General features: G+C 58.7%; 15 protein-coding genes and 1 pseudogene. 9 read left to right on the top strand and 7 right to left on the bottom strand.

All coding sequences use genetic code 11. The features are described 5' to 3' along the window. Nucleotides 1-88: 88 nt before the first annotated feature. Entirely contained in the window at nucleotides 89-2086 is a 1998-nt protein-coding gene (tkt, locus tag I9H09_RS23505) for a transketolase (RefSeq protein WP_005896273.1), read from the bottom strand. 259 nt (nucleotides 2087-2345) lie between these two features. Between tkt and I9H09_RS23510 the strand changes: the two genes are divergently transcribed. After that, a complete protein-coding gene (locus tag I9H09_RS23510) occupies nucleotides 2346-3341 on the top strand; it encodes an ArsR/SmtB family transcription factor (RefSeq protein ID WP_005896270.1) in 996 nt (331 codons plus the stop codon). A 20-nt stretch (nucleotides 3342-3361) separates the two neighbouring features. After that, nucleotides 3362-4552, top strand: coding sequence for a methionine adenosyltransferase (gene metK, locus I9H09_RS23515; protein WP_005896268.1), 1191 nt, complete (start codon nucleotides 3362-3364; stop codon nucleotides 4550-4552). Between the two features lie 81 nt (nucleotides 4553-4633). Here metK and I9H09_RS23520 read toward each other — a convergent pair whose 3' ends face one another. Beyond that, nucleotides 4634-5254, bottom strand: a complete 621-nt coding sequence (locus I9H09_RS23520; RefSeq protein WP_122346894.1) for a LysE family translocator — start codon at nucleotides 5252-5254, stop codon at nucleotides 4634-4636. Between the two features lie 410 nt (nucleotides 5255-5664). Between I9H09_RS23520 and ligB the strand changes: the two genes are divergently transcribed. Together ligB and I9H09_RS23530 are read left to right on the top strand one after the other, a co-directional pair. Then, complete coding sequence (gene ligB, locus I9H09_RS23525) at nucleotides 5665-7347, top strand: NAD-dependent DNA ligase LigB (RefSeq protein WP_122354752.1); 1683 nt, start codon at nucleotides 5665-5667, stop codon at nucleotides 7345-7347. Nucleotides 7348-7401: 54 nt separating this feature from the next. Beyond that, the gene (locus I9H09_RS23530; RefSeq protein ID WP_005896260.1) at nucleotides 7402-7812 is read left to right on the top strand and encodes a DUF1090 domain-containing protein; all 411 of its coding nucleotides are present in this window, start codon (nucleotides 7402-7404) and stop codon (nucleotides 7810-7812) included. 50 nt (nucleotides 7813-7862) lie between these two features. On the opposite strand, the gene I9H09_RS23535 is transcribed toward I9H09_RS23530, so the two are convergent. The 3 genes from I9H09_RS23535 to I9H09_RS23545 all read right to left on the bottom strand — a co-directional run bounded on the left by I9H09_RS23535 (nucleotide 7863) and on the right by I9H09_RS23545 (nucleotide 10442). After that, on the bottom strand, nucleotides 7863-8264 hold the full coding sequence (locus I9H09_RS23535; RefSeq protein WP_005896257.1) for an MAPEG family protein: 402 nt from the start codon (nucleotides 8262-8264) through the stop codon (nucleotides 7863-7865). Nucleotides 8265-8379: 115 nt separating this feature from the next. Next, nucleotides 8380-9771, bottom strand: a complete 1392-nt coding sequence (locus I9H09_RS23540; RefSeq protein WP_122323775.1) for a heavy metal sensor histidine kinase — start codon at nucleotides 9769-9771, stop codon at nucleotides 8380-8382. After that, complete coding sequence (locus I9H09_RS23545; protein ID WP_005896254.1) at nucleotides 9768-10442, bottom strand: heavy metal response regulator transcription factor; 675 nt, start codon at nucleotides 10440-10442, stop codon at nucleotides 9768-9770. The genes I9H09_RS23540 and I9H09_RS23545 overlap by 4 nt, the downstream gene beginning before the upstream one ends. Nucleotides 10443-10878: 436 nt before the next feature. Between I9H09_RS23545 and I9H09_RS23550 the strand changes: the two genes are divergently transcribed. Together I9H09_RS23550 and I9H09_RS23555 are read left to right on the top strand one after the other, a co-directional pair. After that, the gene (locus I9H09_RS23550; protein WP_183142431.1) at nucleotides 10879-11052 is read left to right on the top strand and encodes a hypothetical protein; all 174 of its coding nucleotides are present in this window, start codon (nucleotides 10879-10881) and stop codon (nucleotides 11050-11052) included. A gap of 39 nt (nucleotides 11053-11091) precedes the next feature. After that, a pseudogene (locus I9H09_RS23555) lies at nucleotides 11092-14797 on the top strand (PAAR domain-containing protein); the annotation flags it as partial. A 223-nt stretch (nucleotides 14798-15020) separates the two neighbouring features. Here the strand turns inward: I9H09_RS23555 and I9H09_RS23560 are convergent. Further along, on the bottom strand, nucleotides 15021-15245 hold the full coding sequence (locus I9H09_RS23560) for a hypothetical protein (protein WP_024670506.1): 225 nt from the start codon (nucleotides 15243-15245) through the stop codon (nucleotides 15021-15023). A gap of 217 nt (nucleotides 15246-15462) precedes the next feature. On the opposite strand from I9H09_RS23560, the gene I9H09_RS23565 reads away from it, so the two are divergent. Next, nucleotides 15463-15792: a DUF2790 domain-containing protein gene (locus I9H09_RS23565; protein ID WP_122323773.1), complete on the top strand. Its 330-nt coding sequence runs from the start codon at nucleotides 15463-15465 to the stop codon at nucleotides 15790-15792. A 276-nt stretch (nucleotides 15793-16068) separates the two neighbouring features. Then, nucleotides 16069-17328, top strand: coding sequence for a cation:proton antiporter (locus tag I9H09_RS23570; protein ID WP_005896237.1), 1260 nt, complete (start codon nucleotides 16069-16071; stop codon nucleotides 17326-17328). On the opposite strand, the gene I9H09_RS23575 is transcribed toward I9H09_RS23570, so the two are convergent. Further along, complete coding sequence (locus I9H09_RS23575; protein ID WP_024670507.1) at nucleotides 17329-18228, bottom strand: AraC family transcriptional regulator; 900 nt, start codon at nucleotides 18226-18228, stop codon at nucleotides 17329-17331. 280 nt (nucleotides 18229-18508) lie between these two features. Here I9H09_RS23575 and I9H09_RS23580 point away from each other — a divergent pair, with 280 nt between their 5' ends. After that, entirely contained in the window at nucleotides 18509-19825 is a 1317-nt protein-coding gene (locus tag I9H09_RS23580) for an ABC transporter substrate-binding protein (protein WP_054989460.1), read from the top strand. Nucleotides 19826-19840 lie beyond the last annotated feature (15 nt).

Below are 19840 nucleotides of genomic sequence, written 5' to 3' on the forward strand. Positions count from 1 at the left end.
ATTTTCGCCAGAGGAAGATAACGATGTGGGAGCGGACCGTCGCCCGGTCCGCTCCCACAAAATCAAACACAAACCATCAAGCAGGTGATCAGTCTTCCAGCAGCTCGTCAGCAATGCTCAGGACGTTTTCCAGCGTGAAACCGAACTCTTCGAACAGCAACGGCGCCGGGGCCGATTCGCCGAAGGTGGTCATGCCGATCACGCGACCTTCCAGGCCGACGTACTTGTACCAGTAATCTGCATGAGCAGCCTCGATGGCGATACGCGCGCTGACCTGAAGCGGCAGAACGGCTTGCTTGTAGCCTGCGTCCTGAGCTTCGAAGACGCTGGTGCACGGCATGGAGACCACACGCACGTTGCGGCCCTGAGCGGTCAGCTTGTCGTATGCCTCTACAGCCAGACCGACTTCCGAACCGGTAGCGATCAGGATCAGTTCAGGTTCCGCAGCACAGTCACGCAGCACGTAGCCGCCACGGGTGATGGCATCCAGCTGCTTGTCGTCACGCGCCTGATGAGTCAGGTTCTGGCGAGAGAAGATAAGTGCCGAAGGACCGTCATTACGCTCCAGCGCATATTTCCAGGCCACTGCCGACTCAACGGCATCCGCCGGGCGCCAGGTGTCGAGGTTCGGCGTGGTGCGCAGGCTGGTCAATTGCTCGATCGGCTGGTGAGTCGGACCGTCTTCACCAAGACCGATGGAGTCGTGGGTAAATACGTAGATAACACGCTTCTTCATCAACGAGGCCATACGCACGGCATTGCGAGCGTATTCCATGAAGATCAGGAAGGTTGCGCCGTAAGGCACGAAGCCACCATGCAAAGCGATACCGTTCATCATCGCGGCCATGCCGAACTCGCGAACGCCGTAATGCAAGTAGTTGCCGTTAGGGTCTTCGCCGGTGATGCTCTTGCAGCCCTTCCAGATGGTCAGGTTGGAGCCAGCCAGGTCGGCCGAACCGCCGAGAATCTCAGGCAGCAACGGGCCGAGAGCGCTCAGGGCGTTCTGGCTGGCCTTGCGGCTGGCGATGGTTTCGCCCTTGGCGTTGACTTCGGCGACATAAGCAGCCGATTTTTCCGCGAAGTCAGCAGGCAGTTCGCCACTCATGCGGCGGATAAAATCATTGGCCAGCTCTGGAAACTCGGCGGAGTACGCAGCAAAACGCTGGTCCCACTCGGCTTCGACTGCCAGGCCTTTTTCCTTGGCGTCCCATTCGGCGTAAATATCAGCCGGGATTTCGAAAGGACCGTGGGTCCATTTCAGCGCGGCACGGGTCAGGGCGATTTCGTCGGCACCCAGCGGCGCACCGTGGGACTCTTCCTTGCCCTGCTTGTTCGGCGAACCGAAACCGATGGTGGTCTTGCAGCAGATCAAGGTGGGTTGATCGCTCTTGCGAGCTGTGTCGATGGCCGTCTTGATTTCTTCAGGGTCATGACCGTCGACGTTGCGAATGACCAGCCAGCCGTACGCCTCGAAGCGCTTTGGCGTGTCGTCGGTGAACCAGCCTTCGACTTCACCGTCGATGGAAATACCGTTGTCGTCGTAGAACGCGATCAGCTTGCTCAGTTGCAGCGTGCCGGCCAGCGAAGCGACCTCGTGCGATATACCTTCCATCATGCAGCCATCGCCCATGAACACGTAGGTATTGTGATCAACGATGGTATGACCTGGGCGGTTGAACTGCGCAGCGAGGGTTTTCTCGGCAGCAGCAAAGCCGACTGCGTTGGCGAAGCCCTGGCCCAGTGGACCGGTGGTGGTCTCAACGCCCGGGGTGTAGCCGAATTCCGGGTGGCCCGGGGTGCGGCTGTGCAGCTGGCGGAAGTTCTTGATGTCGTCGATGGACAGGTCATAGCCGGTCAGGTGCAGTAACGAGTAGACCAGCATCGAACCATGACCGTTGGACATGATGAAGCGGTCACGGTCGGCGAACGACGGGTTTTTCGGACTGTGCTTCAGGTAGTCACGCCACAGTACCTCGGCGATATCCGCCATGCCCATCGGGGCACCCGGATGGCCGCTGTTGGCTTTTTGCACGGCATCCATGCTTAAGGCACGAATAGCATTTGCACGCTCACGACGGCTTGGCATCGCTGATCTCCTGGGAATTGAGAAATAGGACTGGAAAAACGGGGGTCATTTTCCCTCACGGACAGGCCGGGGGCAATCACAGATAGACGACCATAGGCTTTTTTCCTGAATAACGGACATTATTTAGCCGGTAAAGACTGGATCACCTGTGCGCATGACAAGTTCATGAAGGTTGACCAGCGCGATCCGCCGGGCAATATCAAAACTTTTTGATATTGCCCTTGCAGGGTCAGGAATCGCTCTCTAGACTGCGATGCCTATGAACCTGCGCGTACCAGCAATCCGCCACGACGCATGCGACGACCTCTCTGCCCTGTGCAAGGCCGGCGGCGATCCGTTACGGCTGAATGTATTACGCGCACTGACCAACGACTCGTTCGGTGTGCTCGAACTGGCGCAGATTTTCGCGATTGGCCAGTCAGGCATGAGCCACCACTTGAAGGTGCTGGCGCAGGCCGATCTGGTAGCGACCCGCCGCGAAGGCAACGCGATTTTCTATCGCCGTGCCCTGCCCCATACCGCATTGCCGGGCGGCAGGCTGCACGCGGCACTGCTTGAAGAGGTCGACACGCTGGATTTGCCAGATGATGTTCAGGGCCGCATCGGCCTGGTCCATCGGCAGCGCGCATTGGCCAGTCAGGACTTTTTTGCCCGGACTGCCGAAAAGTTTCGCGCCCAGCAGGATCTCATCGCCGGCCTCGCGCAGTACAGCGAAAGCCTGCTGACGCTGCTCGACAAACTGAGCTTCGGCACGCAGGCAACCGCGCTGGAAGTAGGCCCCGGTGACGGCGGCTTCCTGCCAGAACTGTCCCGGCGCTTCGGCCAGGTCATTGCAATGGACAACAGCCCGGTCATGCTAGACCTGGCACGTGGCGTCTGCGAGCGCCGCGCGCTGGCTAACGTTGAGCTGAGACTGGCCGATGCACTGACCGACAGTAAAGTCAGCGCAGACTGTGTCGTCCTCAACATGGTGCTGCATCACTTCGCTGCACCGGCAGACGCCTTGAGGCAACTGGCCGAACACGTAAAACCCGGCGGTAGCTTGCTGGTAACAGAATTGTGTAGTCATGACCAGAGCTGGGCCAGGGAGGCCTGTGGCGATCTCTGGTTAGGTTTCGAGCAGGAAGACCTGGCCCATTGGGCCATCGCTGCGGGGCTAGTTCCCGGGGAAAGCCTTTATGTAGGCTTACGTAATGGTTTCCAGATCCAGGTTCGCCATTTTCAGCGACCGGCTGGCGACACTCACCATCGGTAAAATGAAGGAAACCCGTAGAGATGAGCGAATACTCACTTTTCACCTCCGAGTCCGTGTCCGAAGGGCATCCGGACAAGATCGCCGACCAGATTTCCGACGCGGTTCTGGACGCCATCATCGCTGAAGACAAATACGCCCGTGTGGCGTGCGAAACACTGGTCAAGACTGGTGTGGCGATCATCGCTGGCGAAGTGTCCACTTCGGCCTGGGTCGATCTGGAAGACATCGTGCGTAACGTCATCCTCGACATCGGCTACAACAGCTCCGACGTCGGTTTCGACGGCGCAACCTGCGGCGTGATGAACATCATCGGCAAGCAGTCGGTAGACATCGCCCAGGGCGTTGACCGCAGCAAGCCTGAAGATCAGGGCGCTGGCGACCAAGGCCTGATGTTCGGCTATGCCAGCAACGAAACCGACGTGCTGATGCCTGCACCGATCACCTTCTCGCACCAGTTGGTGCATCGTCAGGCCGAAGCCCGCAAGTCCGGCCTGCTGCCGTGGCTGCGCCCGGATGCCAAATCCCAGGTCACCTGCCGTTACGAGAATGGCAAAGTGGTCGGCGTCGACGCCATCGTGCTGTCGACCCAGCACAACCCGGACGTGTCCTATAAAGACCTGCGCGAAGGCGTGATGGAGCTGATCGTCAAGCACGTCATCCCTGCGCACCTGCTGCACAAGGACACCCAGTTCCACATCAACCCTACCGGCAACTTCATCATCGGTGGCCCGGTGGGTGACTGTGGCCTGACCGGCCGCAAGATCATCGTTGACACCTACGGCGGCATGGCCCGTCACGGTGGTGGCGCATTCTCCGGCAAAGACCCATCGAAGGTTGACCGTTCGGCCGCCTACGCCGGTCGTTACGTTGCCAAGAATATCGTTGCTGCTGGCCTGGCCGAGCGCTGCGAAATTCAGGTGTCCTACGCCATCGGCGTCGCCCAGCCTACGTCGATCTCGCTGAACACCTTCGGCACCGGCAAGCTGTCCGACGACAAGATCATCAAACTGGTCCGCGACAACTTCGACCTGCGTCCATATGCCATCACTACCATGCTCGACCTGCTGCACCCGATGTACCAGGCCACTGCGGCCTACGGCCACTTCGGTCGTACCCCGGTCGAAATGACCGTTGGCGATGACACTTTCACCGCCTTCACCTGGGAAAAAACCGACCGCGCCGACGCTCTGCGCGCCGCTGCCGGTCTGTAAAAACCCGCAGAAAAGCCCCGGACGACCAAGTCGTTCGGGGCTTTTTTTCGCCTGCATGCACAGCTCTTCAGCAGCCACTTTTTACGCCCGCCGCGACACCAGCAACACAGACGCAGCCCCCGCCAACAGCCCTGCGCATAGCCTGTTGAACAACCGCTTGCCACTGGGCTTGGCCAGCAGACGACGAGCATGGATACCCATAGCGGCGTACAACGCAATCGCTACGCACTCCAGTACCAGAAACAAACCGCCCAACACTGCGAACTGAACCGAAACATCACCTTCGCGATCAACAAACTGTGGAAGGAAAGCCGTAAACAGCAGGATCGCTTTCGGATTGCCAATAGCCACCAGAAACTCCTGACGCGCCAGGCTGCCTTTTTTTGCTGTCGCAAAGCCTGCCTGATCCTGTCCATTCGGGTCGGCACGCCATAGCTGCACCGCGAGATAGAGCAAATAAGCCGTGCCTATGACCTTGATCACATGAAACATCCATTCAGACGTATGCAGCACAACCGTGAGCCCGGCCGCTGCCAACGTAATCATGATGACAAACGCCAGCAAACGCCCAATACCACCCACACATGACTGGACGAAGCCATAGCGAGTAGCGTTGCTGATCGACAGAAGATTGTTCGGGCCCGGCGCCATGTTCAGCGCAAAGCAGGCGGGGATGAAGACAGCGAGCATCGAGATATCCATTGGCATCAGTCCCTGAAAATAGATCGCTATCCAGTCTGACTTCATTTTATGAATGATCAAGACACAGTTGCGCGATGAGTTCGGCCATGACCGTATCGTCCAGGCCGCTCTCAAAAGACACCCGGGAAACCGCGCTTTTGTAGCAGGCACCTAGAGAATCAGGCTTTTGTGGGAGCGGACTTGTCCGCGAGGACGCGAGATCGATAAGTCACTTTGGGGGAAACTACAGGTCTTTCCCCGAATGATCGAGGCAGAACCGGTCCCCTTCTCACGTATGCGGACATAAGCCCCGAACTGTTCTGGAAATATCGGCGAGGAACTCCGGAAAAACCCGGTAACCAGACCATTCACCTGTAAAGCACACCAGCAACTAGCCTCATCGGGCCTATCCCTAAAGCAAGGATGCTTCGATGTTGCCCACCATCCGCCTGATGACGTTCGCTCTGGTCTTTTTTCTCCCCGGCCTCGGCTACGCCAGCCAGTGCCCTGACTGGTCTGCCGCCAGGGCAAACAACGAAATAACCGCACTGCAAAAACAAATCGCCGAATGGGACGACAGTTACCACCGGCAAGGCGTATCGCAGATCCCTGACGAACTTTACGATCAGTCCCGGCTGAAGCTGAAGGTCTGGCGGTCGTGCTTCAGGGTCTCGACGGTCGCAGACAACCCACTTAAAACCGTTACCGGTCCGCTTGCCCACCCCATCCCGCACACCGGCGTGAACAAGCTCGCGGACGAGAAAAGCGTCACAGCCTGGCTCAGGGGCCGCACCGACGTCTGGATTCAACCCAAGGTCGATGGGGTAGCGGTCACGCTGGTCTACGAGGGCGGCAGATTGGTGCAGGCGATCAGTCGCGGTGACGGGAAAAAAGGTAAGGACTGGACCCCGCAAGCCCGGTTGATCAAGGCAGTCCCTCAGCAGTTGCCCCACGCTGAATATCTCGTCCTGCAAGGCGAGCTTTACTGGCGGCTGGACGATCACATTCAGGCAATATCCGGCAGCATCAATGCACGCAGCAAGGTCGCGGGGCTGCTGGCCCGGCGGACAATCAGCCCGCAGCAGGCCGACGCCATCGGGCTTTTCGTCTGGGATTGGCCGAACGGCCCTGCCGACATGCCTCAGAGGCTCGCAGGCCTGCAAGCACAAGGCTTCGAGGACAGCGCGACTTACACGCATAGGCTGGAAAACCACGCACAGGCCTCACAGTGGCGTGAGCACTGGTATCGCAACCCGCTGCCGTTTGCCACCGACGGCGTGATCATTCGCCAGGGTCAGCGCCCACCGGCACAGCGCTGGCAAGCCAGTGCGCCTTACTGGATTGCAGCATGGAAGCATCCCTATGCCCAAGCCCTGGCCGAAGTGCGCAAGGTCAATTTCAATATCGGTCGCAGTGGCAGGATCACGCCGGTGCTGGAGCTGAAACCGGTGCGCCTCGACGACCGCACTGTCAGTCGTATCAGCACGGGCTCACTGCAGCGCTGGCAGACTCTGGATATAAGGCCTGGCGATCAGATTGCCGTGAGTCTGGCCGGGCTGACGATTCCTCGACTAGACGGCGTAGTTGCGCGCGCTGCCGAACGAGTGAGCATGACCATCCCGCATGCCAGTGATTTTCATGAACTGAGCTGCTGGCAAGCAACACCGGGCTGTGAAAGTCAGTTCCGCGCCAGGCTGATATGGCTCAGCGGCAAGAAGGGGCTGGCGCTGCCGGGCGTCGGTCCGGGAACCTGGGACAAGCTCATTGAAAGTGGCCAGATCAGCGGCTTGCTCGATTGGATGACGCTTAATCATACTGAGCTTGCTAACATTCCCGGCCTTGCCGAGCGCAGCAGCGCTAAACTGCTCGACAGCCTGCAAACAGCCCGTGCAAAGCCGTTTCTGGCATGGCTCAAGGCCATCGGAATGCCGCCCACAGGTGACGCGAAGCTGCCTGATAACTGGCACGACCTGACAACACGCAGCGTCGAGCAATGGCAGGCTGAACCGGGTGTCGGCGCGGGCCGGTCGGCAAAACTCAGGGCCTTTTTTCAGGACCCGCACGTAAAAGCCATGAGCCAGCAATTGCAGGCGCACGGTATTTCAGGTTTTTAAGCAGCGGACTTTCATTTTCTCGTCCGGACATCGTCATCTTCAAACGGAGTTCATATGAAGTTTTTGTCACCCTTGATTCTTTTCACCAGCTGCACGCTGCTGGCAACCGCATTGCTGGCGGACGAACAGGCGACCGCCCCCTCAGAATGCTTGATCAAAAGCCAGGAAATCAGCAGCAAGGTTCAGGACGCCAAAACCGAAGGCAACAAGGCCGAGCAGACCGGGCTGGAAAAAGCGCTCGCTGAGGTCAACGCGAACTGCACGGAAACGTCACTGCTCAAACAGCGCGAGCAAAAGGTGCTGGACGCCAAACGCGAGGTCAGCCGCCGTCAGACCGAGCTGAACAAAGCAATGGACAAAGGCGACCCGGAGAAGATCAACAAGCGTAAGGACAAACTCGCCGAGTCGCGCAAGGAACTGCAGGAAGCCCAGACCGACCTGGAGAAAGTGCAGCCGGACGAGTGATCGACGCGCCAGCGACACTGTCCATCACAGACAGCGTCGCACTCCTACCGTCAGGCCGCAGCAGGAAAGGCCGAAACGCCGAACAGCGCGATGATCAGACCCATGCCGACCAGCCACGCCAGCGAACGCAGCGCGGCCAGGTCGGCTAGATAGAAAATGATGTACAGCAGACGACTGGTGATAAACAGCACCGCCAGCACATCAATGGTGACCAACGAAGCATTGCCGGCAATGTGCGCAATGATGACGGCAGCGGCGAACGCCGGTGTCACCTCAAAACTGTTGAGCTGCGCAGCATGGGCACGTCGCGGAAACCCTTCAAGCTTATCGAGAAAAGCACGCGGATCATGGTTGTGACCACTGCCGAATTTGCCGCTGCCGAACTTGGCAATGCCGGCACAGACAATCGGCAGCAATATCGCGACCAGCACGCACCAGAAAGCAACTGTCATACGTCCATCCTTATCGTTTTGGCTTCATCAGAAGCATTCGGGCCAGGCCCGCTCACACACTATGAGCCAGGCGATCCGCGAAAGGTTCTTGAAGAACGACCAACACCTGACGCATCTACACCAGTTTAGGAAAGATCAGACTGAACGTGGTGAATTTTTCCGGCTCGCTGTGTACCGTCACCTGCCCTTCATGCAGGCTCATGATCGAACGCACGATCGCAAGCCCAAGCCCTGTACCGCCCTGCTGCCGTGCGCGGCTGACGTGGACCCGATAAAAACGGTCGAACAGGCGTGGCAGATGTTCGGCATCGATACCATCGCCTGCATTGCGCACGGCAAGCACCACTTCGTCCTTGAGGACAGTGAGCGTTATCGTGACGACACTGCCGGACAGGCCGTGGCGGATGGCGTTGGACAGCAGGTTTGAAATCGCTCGCTGAATCATCAGCCTGTCGCCCGTGACCTTTGCGCTGCCCTGAACCTGCAGGTTGATGTCGCGCTCTTCAGCCGAAGACGAAAACAGCTCGGCGACCTTGTCCGCCTCCTCACGCAGATCAATCACATCGACCGGCAGCGGCGCAGCAGGCTGACTCACGCTGGCCAGAAACAACATCTGGCTGATCATCCGCGACATCCGCTCCAGCTCCTCGGTGCAGGATTCCAACGCCTGCTTGTATTCCTCCGAAGGGCGCGGCCTGGACAGCGTGACCTGCGCCTTGCCCATCAGGTTGTTCATGGGCGAGCGCAATTCATGGGCCAGATCGTCTGAAAACTGCGCAAGCTGCTGCACATCACCATCCAGCCGGTGAAGCATGAAATTGACCGCATGGGCCAGATCCCGCAACTCGTCGGGCAGCCCATTGACCTTCATGCGGTGTGACAGATCGCGGGCCGAGATCAGCGCAGTCACTTTGCGAAACGCACTCAACGGCCTGAGGCCACGACGCACCGCCCACCAGACACCGACGCCAATCAGCAGCAGCACTACCGGCAGCATCAGAAAAGTCGACTTCATGTAGGCGTTCAGCAGTTCGGTATCGCTCTCTCTGTCCACCGACAGCCTGACCACAATGTCCTGATCCGTCTTCAGGCGTATTTTCTTGTAGCCCAGCAGAATCTTGTGGCCTTGGGCCGAAGCCAGTTCCTGAAAACCCTGCGGCGGGTCATCAGCATTCAGAACCGGCAGATTGCGTCCCTCTTCATTGCCGACACTCATCAGTTGCTGACGAGGGTTGCCCGAATCGAGAATGGTCAGCGCGAAGCTGTCATTCCCGACGATCTGGTCACGCAGCGTATGAGGGTATTGAACGATGTCCTCGACACTCAGAAACCCCTCGCTCAGGCTGTGCTCGATCTGCGCGAACCTGTCTTTCAGAGCATCTTCGGCGCGCAAGTCCAACTGATGGGAAATGGCGGCGTACGCGAACGTTTCCATCACCAGTACCAGAGTGGCGATCAACGCCGTCACCATCAGCCCCAGGCGCGTCGATAGACGTGTCGGGATCATTCGCGCACTTCCAGCACATAGCCCACGCCGCGCAACGTGTGAATCAGCTTGGTCTCGAACGGGTCGTCGATCTTCGCCCGCAAGCGACGGATCGATACTTCCACCACGTTGGTGTCGCAATCGAAGTTCATGTCCCAGACCAGTGAGATGATCTGGGTACGCGACATGACCTCGCCGCTATGACGCATCAACAGGTGCAGAAGCGCGAACTCTTTGGTGGTCAGGTCAATGCGTTGCTTGCCGCGAAAAGCCCGGTGACGGCCCTGATCGAGCTCCAGGTCGCCGACCTGCAACACCTTGGCCGTGGTGGTCTGCTCGCTGCGGCGCATGAGGGTCCGAACCCGCGCCAGCAGTTCGGGAAATTCGAACGGCTTGACCAGATAGTCATCAGCGCCCATTTCCAGACCTTTGACCTTCTCCTCCAGACGACCGCGCGCAGTGACCATCATGATGCGCGTGTTGACGGTTTTCCTCAGGCGGGTCAGCACCTCCCAGCCGTCCATCTCAGGCAGGTTCACATCCAGTATCACCACATCGTAAGCCTGATGCTGCGCGAGGTAGAGCCCATCAAGCCCGGTGGCAGCGATATCGACGATATAGCCACTTTCGGTCAAACCCTGATGCATATACTCGGCAGTTTTCGGCTCGTCCTCTACGACAAGGATTCGCATAAGGGGCTTCCTGTTTGATGAACGGGTAATGACGATGCCGTGCAGTGTACTGAAAAGAAACGCCCTTCTCGCTGGATAACAGAAACGTAATTTTCCAGTAATCCCAGTGATAACTCATGTGTTGGTCGCCGCTGGCGCGGGCTTCATCGCTTGGTTAGATGTGGCCGTGCTGTGGGCGCATCGGCGTCAGGAGGCTCCAGACAGAGTGTCCTGACAATTTCATTTGCCCGCAATGAGCTTTCACTCAAAGGAAGGTCGAGACCTTCGCTTTTGCCAGTAGAAGTTATCCGTAGTCTCGGTCCCACAGGATTCTCAGGCTTTTCCGGGCCATCAGTCGGCCGCTGGCTATACCCTCGCCGTTTTAAAGTGCTTATCGTCTACTCACAAGTGGGCTGTCCGGCAAAGCATTGATGGGCAGCGTCCTGCATAAGAGATTATGAGGCGTACCAGTCTTTACGACCGCATTTCCGAGCGCCGACTGGCTGACGAGGCACTGGCGCGTGAGGAAGCTGTACGTGCTGCCGCGCAACGGGAACGGGAACTCATCGAAGTGGCCATTCCCGTACCACAGCCCTTGCTCGTTGCTGAGCGTCAGCGCTTCTCCGGGTGATCAGACCTCCACAGCCCGCTGCATGCAGGAATAACGGCGATGTTCGAGGCAGCCCGGTTAATGGATGAAATCGAGCACACCGGTGCGCTGACCGGCTTTGTGCTCGGAGCAGTGGTGGGCATCGCGGCGGTGGCGTATGTATCGTTCGCCTTCGCTACATGTGGCTTGGGCGCGATTTTACTGGGCCTGGCTGTCGGACTGGCGGGTAACGCCCTTGCCAGTATCGGGGAAAGCATAGGCAGTGCCTTCAGCTCTCCGGCGGGGCAGATCGATTCTGCCTCGCCCAACGTGTTCATCAACGGTCGGCCGGCTGCATTTGCCATCGAAAGCACAGCTGTGTGTGACAAGCACTCGCCTATCGTCAAGGTTGCAGAAGGCTCCAGCAACGTCTTCATCAACGGTCAACCGGCAGCGCGCAAAGGCGACAAACTGACCTGCGGCGCAAAAATCGGCACGGGCTCCCCCAACGTCTTCATCGGCGGCGGCACCCATCGCTACCTGGCAGTCCATGATGAGGTGCCGACGATAGTCCGCTACACCGTGGACATTCTGATGGTAGTGGCAGGCGGCGCTAAAGCGGTCGGCAGCATTGCCAAGCTGGGCCTGCAGGCCGGCCTGAAAGCTGCCGGGCCTTGCGCACTGCGCTTTATGGGCGGTGTCTTTCTCAGCGACGCAATCGTTCGTTTCGGCGTCGCCCCGCTGGCCGAAAAAGTGCTGGGAGGCCTGCACGGCAACCCGGTCGACTCCACCACCGGGCGCAAACTGCTGATCGATGAGTCCGACTTCAGCCTGCCGGGCCTTATGCCCATCGAGTGGACGCGCTTCTACGCCAGCGACCTCAATGTCGACAGCGTGCTGGGCAAGGGCTGGGTGCTGCCCTGGGAACAAAGCCTGCGCCGCAAGGGCAGTTTCCTGTACCTCAGCGACAATCAGGGATGCAGCGTGCCGTTTGTGACACTGGGCTACAACGAGCGCATCTATAACGCACAGGAACAACTGTATCTGGTACGCACTGTCGGCGGTCATTACCTGTTACAAACGCTGGACAACATCTTCTATTACTTCGGCGAAGTCCCCGACGACAACCAGCCCGTTCCCCTGCAATGCATCGAAAACGCACTGGGTCATTTTCTGCATTTTGTGCGCAGCGAAGACGGCGTTCTGACCGATATCTGCTCTACCGGCGGGCAGCGCATACACCTGCATTACGACGAAGTGACCAACCGCCTGAGCATCGTCAAACGCATCGTTGGCGATCAGGCAGTCGAAACGCTGGTGCGTTACGGCTATGACAAAAACGGCCAGTTGAACAGCGTGTACAACCGCAACGGCGATTCAGTACGCAACTTCAGTTACACCGACGGGCTGATGAACCGACACGCCAACGCAATGGGGCTTGCTTGCGAGTATCGCTGGGAAGTTATCGGCGACAAACCGCGGGTGGTCGAACACTGGACCAGCGACGGCGAGCACTTCCATTTCGATTACGATCTGGTGGCGCATCAGACGCGGGTGACGGATGTATTGGGCCGCCATGCCGAAGTGACCTACAACAAGGATCGCCGCGTGGTAGCCAGCACCGACTTCAGTGGCGAGCACTACCACATCGCGCTGGACGACACCGGCAACATCACCGGCCTGACATTGCCCGACGGCAACCAGTTGGGCTTTGAGTACGACGAGCTGTCGCGCCTCAACGCAGAGACCGACCCGCTGGGCCGAACCACGCGCTATCGGCATCACTACAAGACCACACTGGTCAAACAGGTCACCTACCCGGACGGGGCCATCTGGAAAGCTCATTACGACGACAGGGGCAACCTTGTCGCTGAAATCGACGCATTGGGCCATAAGACCGAATACCTCAACGGCGAAGACGGCCTGCCGCACACCATCATCGACGCGACCCATAAATCAAAAAACCTGTGGTGGAACAACCTGGCGCAGGTCGAACGCTTTCAGGACTGTTCAGGCAAGAGCACGTATTACCGGTATGACGCGCACCAGCAACTGGTCGCTGTCACGGATGCCCTGAACAACACAACAACGCTGGAACGCAAACCCGGCGGCGAAGTGCTGCGCATCCACCACCCGGACGGCAGCCACGAAAGCTTTACCTATAACGCCCACGGTCAGGTACTGACGCACACCAATGAAGGATCAGACCACTCATCTGGCACGTAACGCACGCGGCCTGCCGATCCGCCGTCAGGACCCCAAGGGCCTGATGGTCGCATACCAGTACGACGAGGCCCTGCGCCTGGTGGCACTGACCAATGAAAACGATGCAACCTACACCTTCGCCTACGACAGCGCCGACCGGCTGATCGAAGAAAAGCGCATCGACCAGTTGACCCGGCGTTTCAGATATAACCTTGGCGGTCATCTGACCCAGGTTGAAGAAACCGGCTACAGCGAAAAAGGCGAACGACCACAACGCAGTACCTGGTTCGAGCGCGATTCGATTGGCCGTCTGCTGGCCAGACTCAACGACGATGCCCGTCAGGATTTCGAGTACGACGACAGCGACCGCCTGCGCTCCATTCAACGCACGCCCACCGATGGCGGCAGAAAACTCGGGGTCGCAGCTGAAAAACTGGAATTTGCCTACGACATACTGGGCCGCCTGACGCAGGAAACCTCACCGCAGGGTGCGTTGGACTACGAGTACGACCCGCTCGGCAACCTGACCACGCTGACACTTCCGACCGGTCAACACCTGAACCACCTGTATTACGGAAGCGGCCACCTGCACCAACTGAACCTCGACGGCCAACTGATCAGCGACATCGAGCGCGACGACCTGCACCGCGAGATCTACCGCACCCAAGGCAAACTCACCAGTTGCTTTGGCTACGACGCATTAGGTCGCAAGGCCTGGCAGTACGCGACCACTCTGCCCGCCGAAAAACTGTCGCAGATCCAGAACCCGCTCATAAAGCCAGAGCGCTACGTCGAACACGCCTACAACTCAATCCACCGCCGTTACGAATATGACCTGGCTGGCGAACTGAGCCGCACCCTCGACAAGCTGCGCGGCGAAGTCAGCTATGAATACGAAGCCAACGGCCGACTGCTCGAGCACAACCCCGAAAAACGCTTCGAGGGCGAAGCATTCCGCTATGACGCAGCTGGCAACCGCCTGAACTTCAACACCAGCCGCTTCGACCGCGTCAAAGACAACCGGCTCAAACAGTGGAGCAACCACGAATACACATACGACGCCTGGGGCAACCTGGTCGAGAAAATCGTCGGCATCGTGAGTTGGCAGACCTTCACCTACGACTGCGAAAACCGGCTGGTCAAAACCGAGACCATGGCCAACAGCCAGATAGAAAGCACCAGCAGCTACCAGTACGACAGCCTGGGTCGACGCGTCGCCAAACACTCAGACATCAAAGGCCAGACCGACCAGAAACGCTTTCTCTGGCAGGGGCTGCGCATGCTGCGCGAAGAAAGCCCGGAGCAGACCAGCCTTTACCTCTATGAGCCTAGCAGCTACGCGCCGCTGGCCCGCGTCGATCAACGCGAAGGCAAGGCAGAAAACAAGGTTTACTACTTCCACACCGACCAGATTGGCACCCCGCTGGAGATGACCGATGCCGAAGGGCAGATCGTCTGGCAGGCCAAATACAAGCCGTGGGGGATGATCGAGAAGCTGGTGGTGAACGAGGTCGAGCAGAACCTGAGGTTTCAGGGTCAGTATTTCGATGTCGAGACAGGGCTTCACTACAACACGTTCAGAACGAGCAAACGTCAACCGATATTCAAGACAGGCCGTAGAGCGTCCAGAACTGCATTCCCAAGCAGAGCGTGCGGAACGATAGGTGACAAAGAGAACGCTTCTCGTCGACATTTTTGCGGGAATAAAAAACGCCCCGAAGGGCGCTTGAAGATTCGCCCCGACCAAAGGAGCAGGGAGCTGCCGCAGGGCGAATGGGGGTGCAGCGGTTTAGGCATCAACGGCATCAGCCCTCGGACTTGGTCGACCGCTCGGTCTTGGCGTTGTCGTCTGCATTGACGTAGCGCTCGGCCTTGTTGCTGCTGGTCTGTTCCTTGAAGCGCAGCTCCTGTGCAAGGCGCATCTTGTCGGCAGCCGGGCTGGCGTATTCGTTGCCGTCGTCGGCGAAGGCTGCGGTGGCGGACAGGGCAGCTACCGCGAAAACCATCGACTTGATCAGTTTCATCATCATTACCTCTTTCGGTGTGTAAGGAGTTCCTTAAAAGCTCAGTGCTCGTCAGGGATGAAACAAGCCTACGCCGCACCGGCTAACAGGAAGGTGAGCGAACAATGACAATACTGTTAGAAAACTGACAGTTACGAGATAACCGATTTGTAATGTTTCAGCCACTTTCTGGTTAGTGTGCGCTTGTTAAGGTTGAGCCACATTCAAACGGAGACAAAAGAAAATGCGCACCGCCAAATCGTTGTTACTTGCTCTGGTTATTCTTTCACCCCTGAGTGCTTTTGCTTACACCACTGATGAAGTCAAAGCCACCACAGTGATCAAGGAACACCAGGCGAGCGTGGAGAAATATGCCGCCATCCATAACAAACCCGTGCCGGAGATCAAGGAATACAAATACGGAATGAAGCTCGACGTCGCCAAACTCATTCGCAAGTCACCGGACCTGCAGACGTGTGCGGTTATGCCGAAGCTGATGACCTACGAGGACTCCAAAGGCAAGCTGAACACCGTGCAGTATCAGGTCCTGGGCGGGTGCAGAAACAGCCAATGATTCTGAACCTGCCAGGGAGGCCACCCACCGCTGCATCCCCCCTCAGCCCGGACCGTCATCCGGGCTGACTCTTTTGCATTTGTCACTCGTCACAAAGCCCCTCCTACAGCGCGCCTGACTGTTTATTCCTGCCTTTTTTGCAACATCACCGTCTTTACGTGGTCAACGCAGACCCGTATGTCGTATCGCCATGTGTCTGGAAGCCGCTCAGGTCCATCCAACACAGTCTCGGTTATGGCGATCGAGAAACTGCACTCACGGATTTTGGAATGACGGATGCTTGAACTCGCTGCTGGTTTTATCTGCCTCACTGCACTGCTGACCTATGTGAACTATCGCTTTATCGGTCTGCCCCCCACCATCGGCGTGATGGTGACTGCGCTGATGTTCTCGCTGCTGCTGCAGGGGTTGAGCTTTCTGGGCTATCCCGGCCTGGAAGATCGCGTGCAGCAACTGATCGGCCAGATTGACTTCGGCGACCTATTGATGAACTGGATGCTGTCCTTCCTGCTGTTTGCCGGGGCACTGCACGTCAACCTTGGCGATTTGCGAAGTTACCGCTGGCCCATCGGCCTGTTGGCGACGTTTGGCGTGCTGATTGCCACGACCGTGATCGGCGCACTGGCCTACTGGATCTTCGCCCTGTTCGGCTGGCACGTCAGCCCACTGTACTGCTTGCTGTTTGGCGCATTGATCTCGCCCACCGACCCGATCGCGGTGCTCGGCGTGTTGCGGACTGCCAATGCGTCCAAGCCGCTCAAGACAACTATCGTCGGTGAATCGCTGTTCAACGACGGCACGGCGGTAGTGGTGTTCACCGTATTGCTGGGCATTGCGCAACTGGGGGAAACGCCCACGGTCGGAGAAACTGCGCTGTTGTTTGTCCATGAAGCGGTCGGCGGCGTGCTGTTTGGCGGCCTGATCGGTTACGCCGTGTACCTGATGATCAAGAGCATCGAGCAGTATCAGATCGAGGTCATGCTGACTCTGGCGCTGGTCATCGGCGGCTCGGCGATGGCTTCCGAACTGCATGTTTCAGGCCCTATCGCGATGGTCGTGGCCGGGCTGATCATCGGCAACCTGGGACGTAATCTGGCGATGAACGACATGACCCGTCGTTACATGGACGGTTTCTGGGAGTTGCTGGATGACATGCTCAACGCGCTGCTGTTCGCGCTGATCGGCATGGAGTTGTTGCTGTTGCCGTTCTCGTGGCAGCACCTGATCGCTGCCAGCCTGCTGGCCGTGGCGATTCTGCTGTCGCGCTTCGTGACCGTGGCACCGGCGATTCTGCTGCTGCGTCGCTGGCGCAATGTGCCGCACGGCACGATCCGCATTCTGACCTGGGGCGGCTTGCGCGGCGGCGTCTCGGTGGCATTGGCACTGGCGCTGCCCACCGGGCCGGAACGCGACCTGCTGCTGAGCATCACCTACATCGTGGTGTTGCTGTCGATCCTTTTGCAGGGCCTGACCATCGGCAAGCTGGTGCATGCCGTCACCCGTTCACCGCAGGCGAAAGACCCGGCAGAACACTGATCAGGCCAGTGCAGCAGCGCGTCGGTATTCACTGGGCGTCTGCTGCATTTCCACCCGGAAGTGCCGGTTGAAGTTGGAGAGGTTGGCGTAGCCGACTTCAAAGCAGATGTCCGACACCGACATCTCGCTGTGCAGCAGCAACCGGCACGCGCGCTGGACCCGCAGTTTGCGCATCAGGTCAATGAAACAGTGGCCGGTGGTACGTTTGAAGAAGCGCGAGAAGCCCGGATCACTCATGTCCAGCCGCTGCGCGATGACCGACAGCCGAATATCGCTGGTCAATTCCGTGAGCAGGTAATCGAACGCCTTGTTGATCCGTTCCGAGCTGCGCGCATCCAGGGTCGGGGCATACCAGGCGCTGGCCAACTGACGAGCCTCCTGCGATGGCGCTTTCATCAGCGTATTGACCAGTTGCAGGAACAGAATCAGCCGCTCCAGACCTTGCGCGGGCCCGATTTTCTCCAGCAACTCTGCAGCCTGCTTCGCGGTAGCGCCGGAGAACTCCAGCCCGCGACGTGCCCGCTCGAACAGGTGCTGCAGGTCACCCATTTCAGGCAGCGTACCGCGCAATGCCAGAAGCGCAGCGCCATCGAACTGCAGTACCACGTCGCGCCCCGCCAGATGCTCTCCAGCGGCCAGGTCACCGATCCAGTCGTGGGGCAGATCCGGACCGATCAGTGCCACGTGCCCGGCACTGAATTCACCGATGTAATCCCCGGCCACCAGCTTGCCGCTGCCCTGACGGATCAGATGGATTTCGAATTCCGGGTGGTGGTTCCAGCGCGCTAACGCGTAGGGATAGTCGTGCTCGTACCAGCGAAAACAGTGGTCGGGTTGCGGGAGAATGACCTCAAGCTCGGCAGGACGATGCTCGAACAAGGCGGCTCGACTGTCAGGCACTGGATGCCCCTTTTTATCGTTATGAATGCTCTATGGCCACCCAAACATACGCCCTTGCGCGCGACCAGTGCTAGCGCGGGTTCAGGTCGACGCCGATACTTTTTTGATTTCGGACGGTCGGCCAGTGCTCGGTTAAAAAAGTATCAGTCCGGGGCTCCCGATGCGTTTGTCCGGCCGTGCGCGGGCTGCTGTAATCGAATCGTCCACCAAGGCCGCTCAGCCGTGGTCAACAACAAAAACAATAACTCCCGCCCCAAGGCGCGGAGTGGAGAGCACTACGATGAATATTCAGAAAGCACTTTTCCTGTCCGCAGGCGTGTCTGTCGCCCTTCTCGGCGCAGCCGTTCAGGCGGCCGAAACCGTGACCATCGCCACGGTGAACAATGGCGACATGATCCGCATGCAGCGCCTGTCGAAAACCTTTGAACAGCAGCACCCCGAGATCAAGCTCAACTGGGTGGTGCTGGAAGAGAACGTGTTGCGCCAACGCCTGACCACCGACATTGCCACCCAGGGCGGCCAGTTCGACGTGTTGACCATCGGCACTTACGAAACCCCGCTGTGGGGCGCCAAGCAGTGGCTTGAACCGGTCACGGCCCTTCCCGCGGAATACGATTTGGAAGATATATTTCCGTCGGTGCGTCAGGGGCTGTCGGTCAACAACACCCTCTATGCCCTGCCCTTCTATGGCGAAAGCACAATCACCTATTACCGCACCGATCTGTTCAGGCAGGCCGGCCTGAGCATGCCCGAGCACCCGACCTGGACACAGTTGGGCGAGTTCGCGGCAAAGCTGCATCAACCTGACAAGGGTATATACGGTATGTGCCTGCGCGGCAAGGCCGGTTGGGGCGAGAACATCGCGCTGCTCAGCACCATGGCCAATGCCTTCGGCGCGCGCTGGTTCGATGAGCAGTGGAAGCCTGAATTAAACAGCCCGGAATGGGCCAATGCCGCAAACTTCTACGTCAACACCCTGAAAAACTACGGCCCGCCGGGCGTGTCGAGCAACGGTTTCAACGAAACACTTGCGTTGTTCAACAGCGGCAAATGCGCGTTGTGGGTGGACGCCAGCGTGGCCGGCTCCTTCACTACCGACAAGGAGCAAAGCAAGGTGGTCGACAGCGTCGGCTTCGCGCCGGCGCCGGTTGAGGTCACTGACAAGGGGTCGTCATGGCTGTATGCCTGGTCGCTGGCGATACCGGCCACCTCCAAGCACAAGGACGCAGCCAAGGCATTCATCACCTGGGCGACCTCTAAAGAGTATATCGACCTGGTCGCCAGGACCGATGGCATCTCCAACGTGCCGCCCGGCACCCGGACCTCCACCTACAGCGAGGCCTACCTCAAGGCTGCGCCGTTCGCCAAGGTTACGTTGCAGATGATGCAGCACGCTGACCCTGCTCACCCCTCGGCCAAGCCGGTGCCTTACGTGGGCATCCAGTACGTGACCATTCCGGAATTTCAGGCCATCGGCACCTCGGTCGGCAAGCTGTTCTCTGCCGCTGTGACCGGGCAGACCACTACTGAGCAGGCGCTCACCGCCGCACAGGCTGTCACCGAGCGCGAAATGAAACGTGCCGGTTACCCGAAGTAGACCGGCAGCCCCCAC

It is taken from the genome of Pseudomonas tremae (genome assembly GCF_023278125.1).
In the GTDB taxonomy this organism is placed as follows: domain Bacteria; phylum Pseudomonadota; class Gammaproteobacteria; order Pseudomonadales; family Pseudomonadaceae; genus Aquipseudomonas; species Aquipseudomonas tremae.

Excerpts from the sequence above, each read along its gene's own strand:
- I9H09_RS23580 (WP_054989460.1), top strand. The coding sequence starts at position 18,509 with ATGAATATTCAGAAAGCACTTTTCCTGTCCGCAGGCGTGTCTGTCGCC.
- ligB (WP_122354752.1), top strand. The coding sequence starts at position 5,665 with ATGTTGCCCACCATCCGCCTGATGACGTTCGCTCTGGTCTTTTTTCTC.
- I9H09_RS23520 (WP_122346894.1), bottom strand. The coding sequence starts at position 5,254 with ATGGATATCTCGATGCTCGCTGTCTTCATCCCCGCCTGCTTTGCGCTG.
- I9H09_RS23540 (WP_122323775.1), bottom strand. The coding sequence starts at position 9,771 with ATGATCCCGACACGTCTATCGACGCGCCTGGGGCTGATGGTGACGGCG.
- I9H09_RS23565 (WP_122323773.1), top strand. The coding sequence starts at position 15,463 with ATGCGCACCGCCAAATCGTTGTTACTTGCTCTGGTTATTCTTTCACCC.
- tkt (WP_005896273.1), bottom strand. The coding sequence starts at position 2,086 with ATGCCAAGCCGTCGTGAGCGTGCAAATGCTATTCGTGCCTTAAGCATG.
- I9H09_RS23530 (WP_005896260.1), top strand. The coding sequence starts at position 7,402 with ATGAAGTTTTTGTCACCCTTGATTCTTTTCACCAGCTGCACGCTGCTG.
- I9H09_RS23545 (WP_005896254.1), bottom strand. The coding sequence starts at position 10,442 with ATGCGAATCCTTGTCGTAGAGGACGAGCCGAAAACTGCCGAGTATATG.
- metK (WP_005896268.1), top strand. The coding sequence starts at position 3,362 with ATGAGCGAATACTCACTTTTCACCTCCGAGTCCGTGTCCGAAGGGCAT.
- I9H09_RS23510 (WP_005896270.1), top strand. The coding sequence starts at position 2,346 with ATGAACCTGCGCGTACCAGCAATCCGCCACGACGCATGCGACGACCTC.
- I9H09_RS23570 (WP_005896237.1), top strand. The coding sequence starts at position 16,069 with ATGCTTGAACTCGCTGCTGGTTTTATCTGCCTCACTGCACTGCTGACC.
- I9H09_RS23550 (WP_183142431.1), top strand. The coding sequence starts at position 10,879 with ATGAGGCGTACCAGTCTTTACGACCGCATTTCCGAGCGCCGACTGGCT.
- I9H09_RS23560 (WP_024670506.1), bottom strand. The coding sequence starts at position 15,245 with ATGATGATGAAACTGATCAAGTCGATGGTTTTCGCGGTAGCTGCCCTG.
- I9H09_RS23535 (WP_005896257.1), bottom strand. The coding sequence starts at position 8,264 with ATGACAGTTGCTTTCTGGTGCGTGCTGGTCGCGATATTGCTGCCGATT.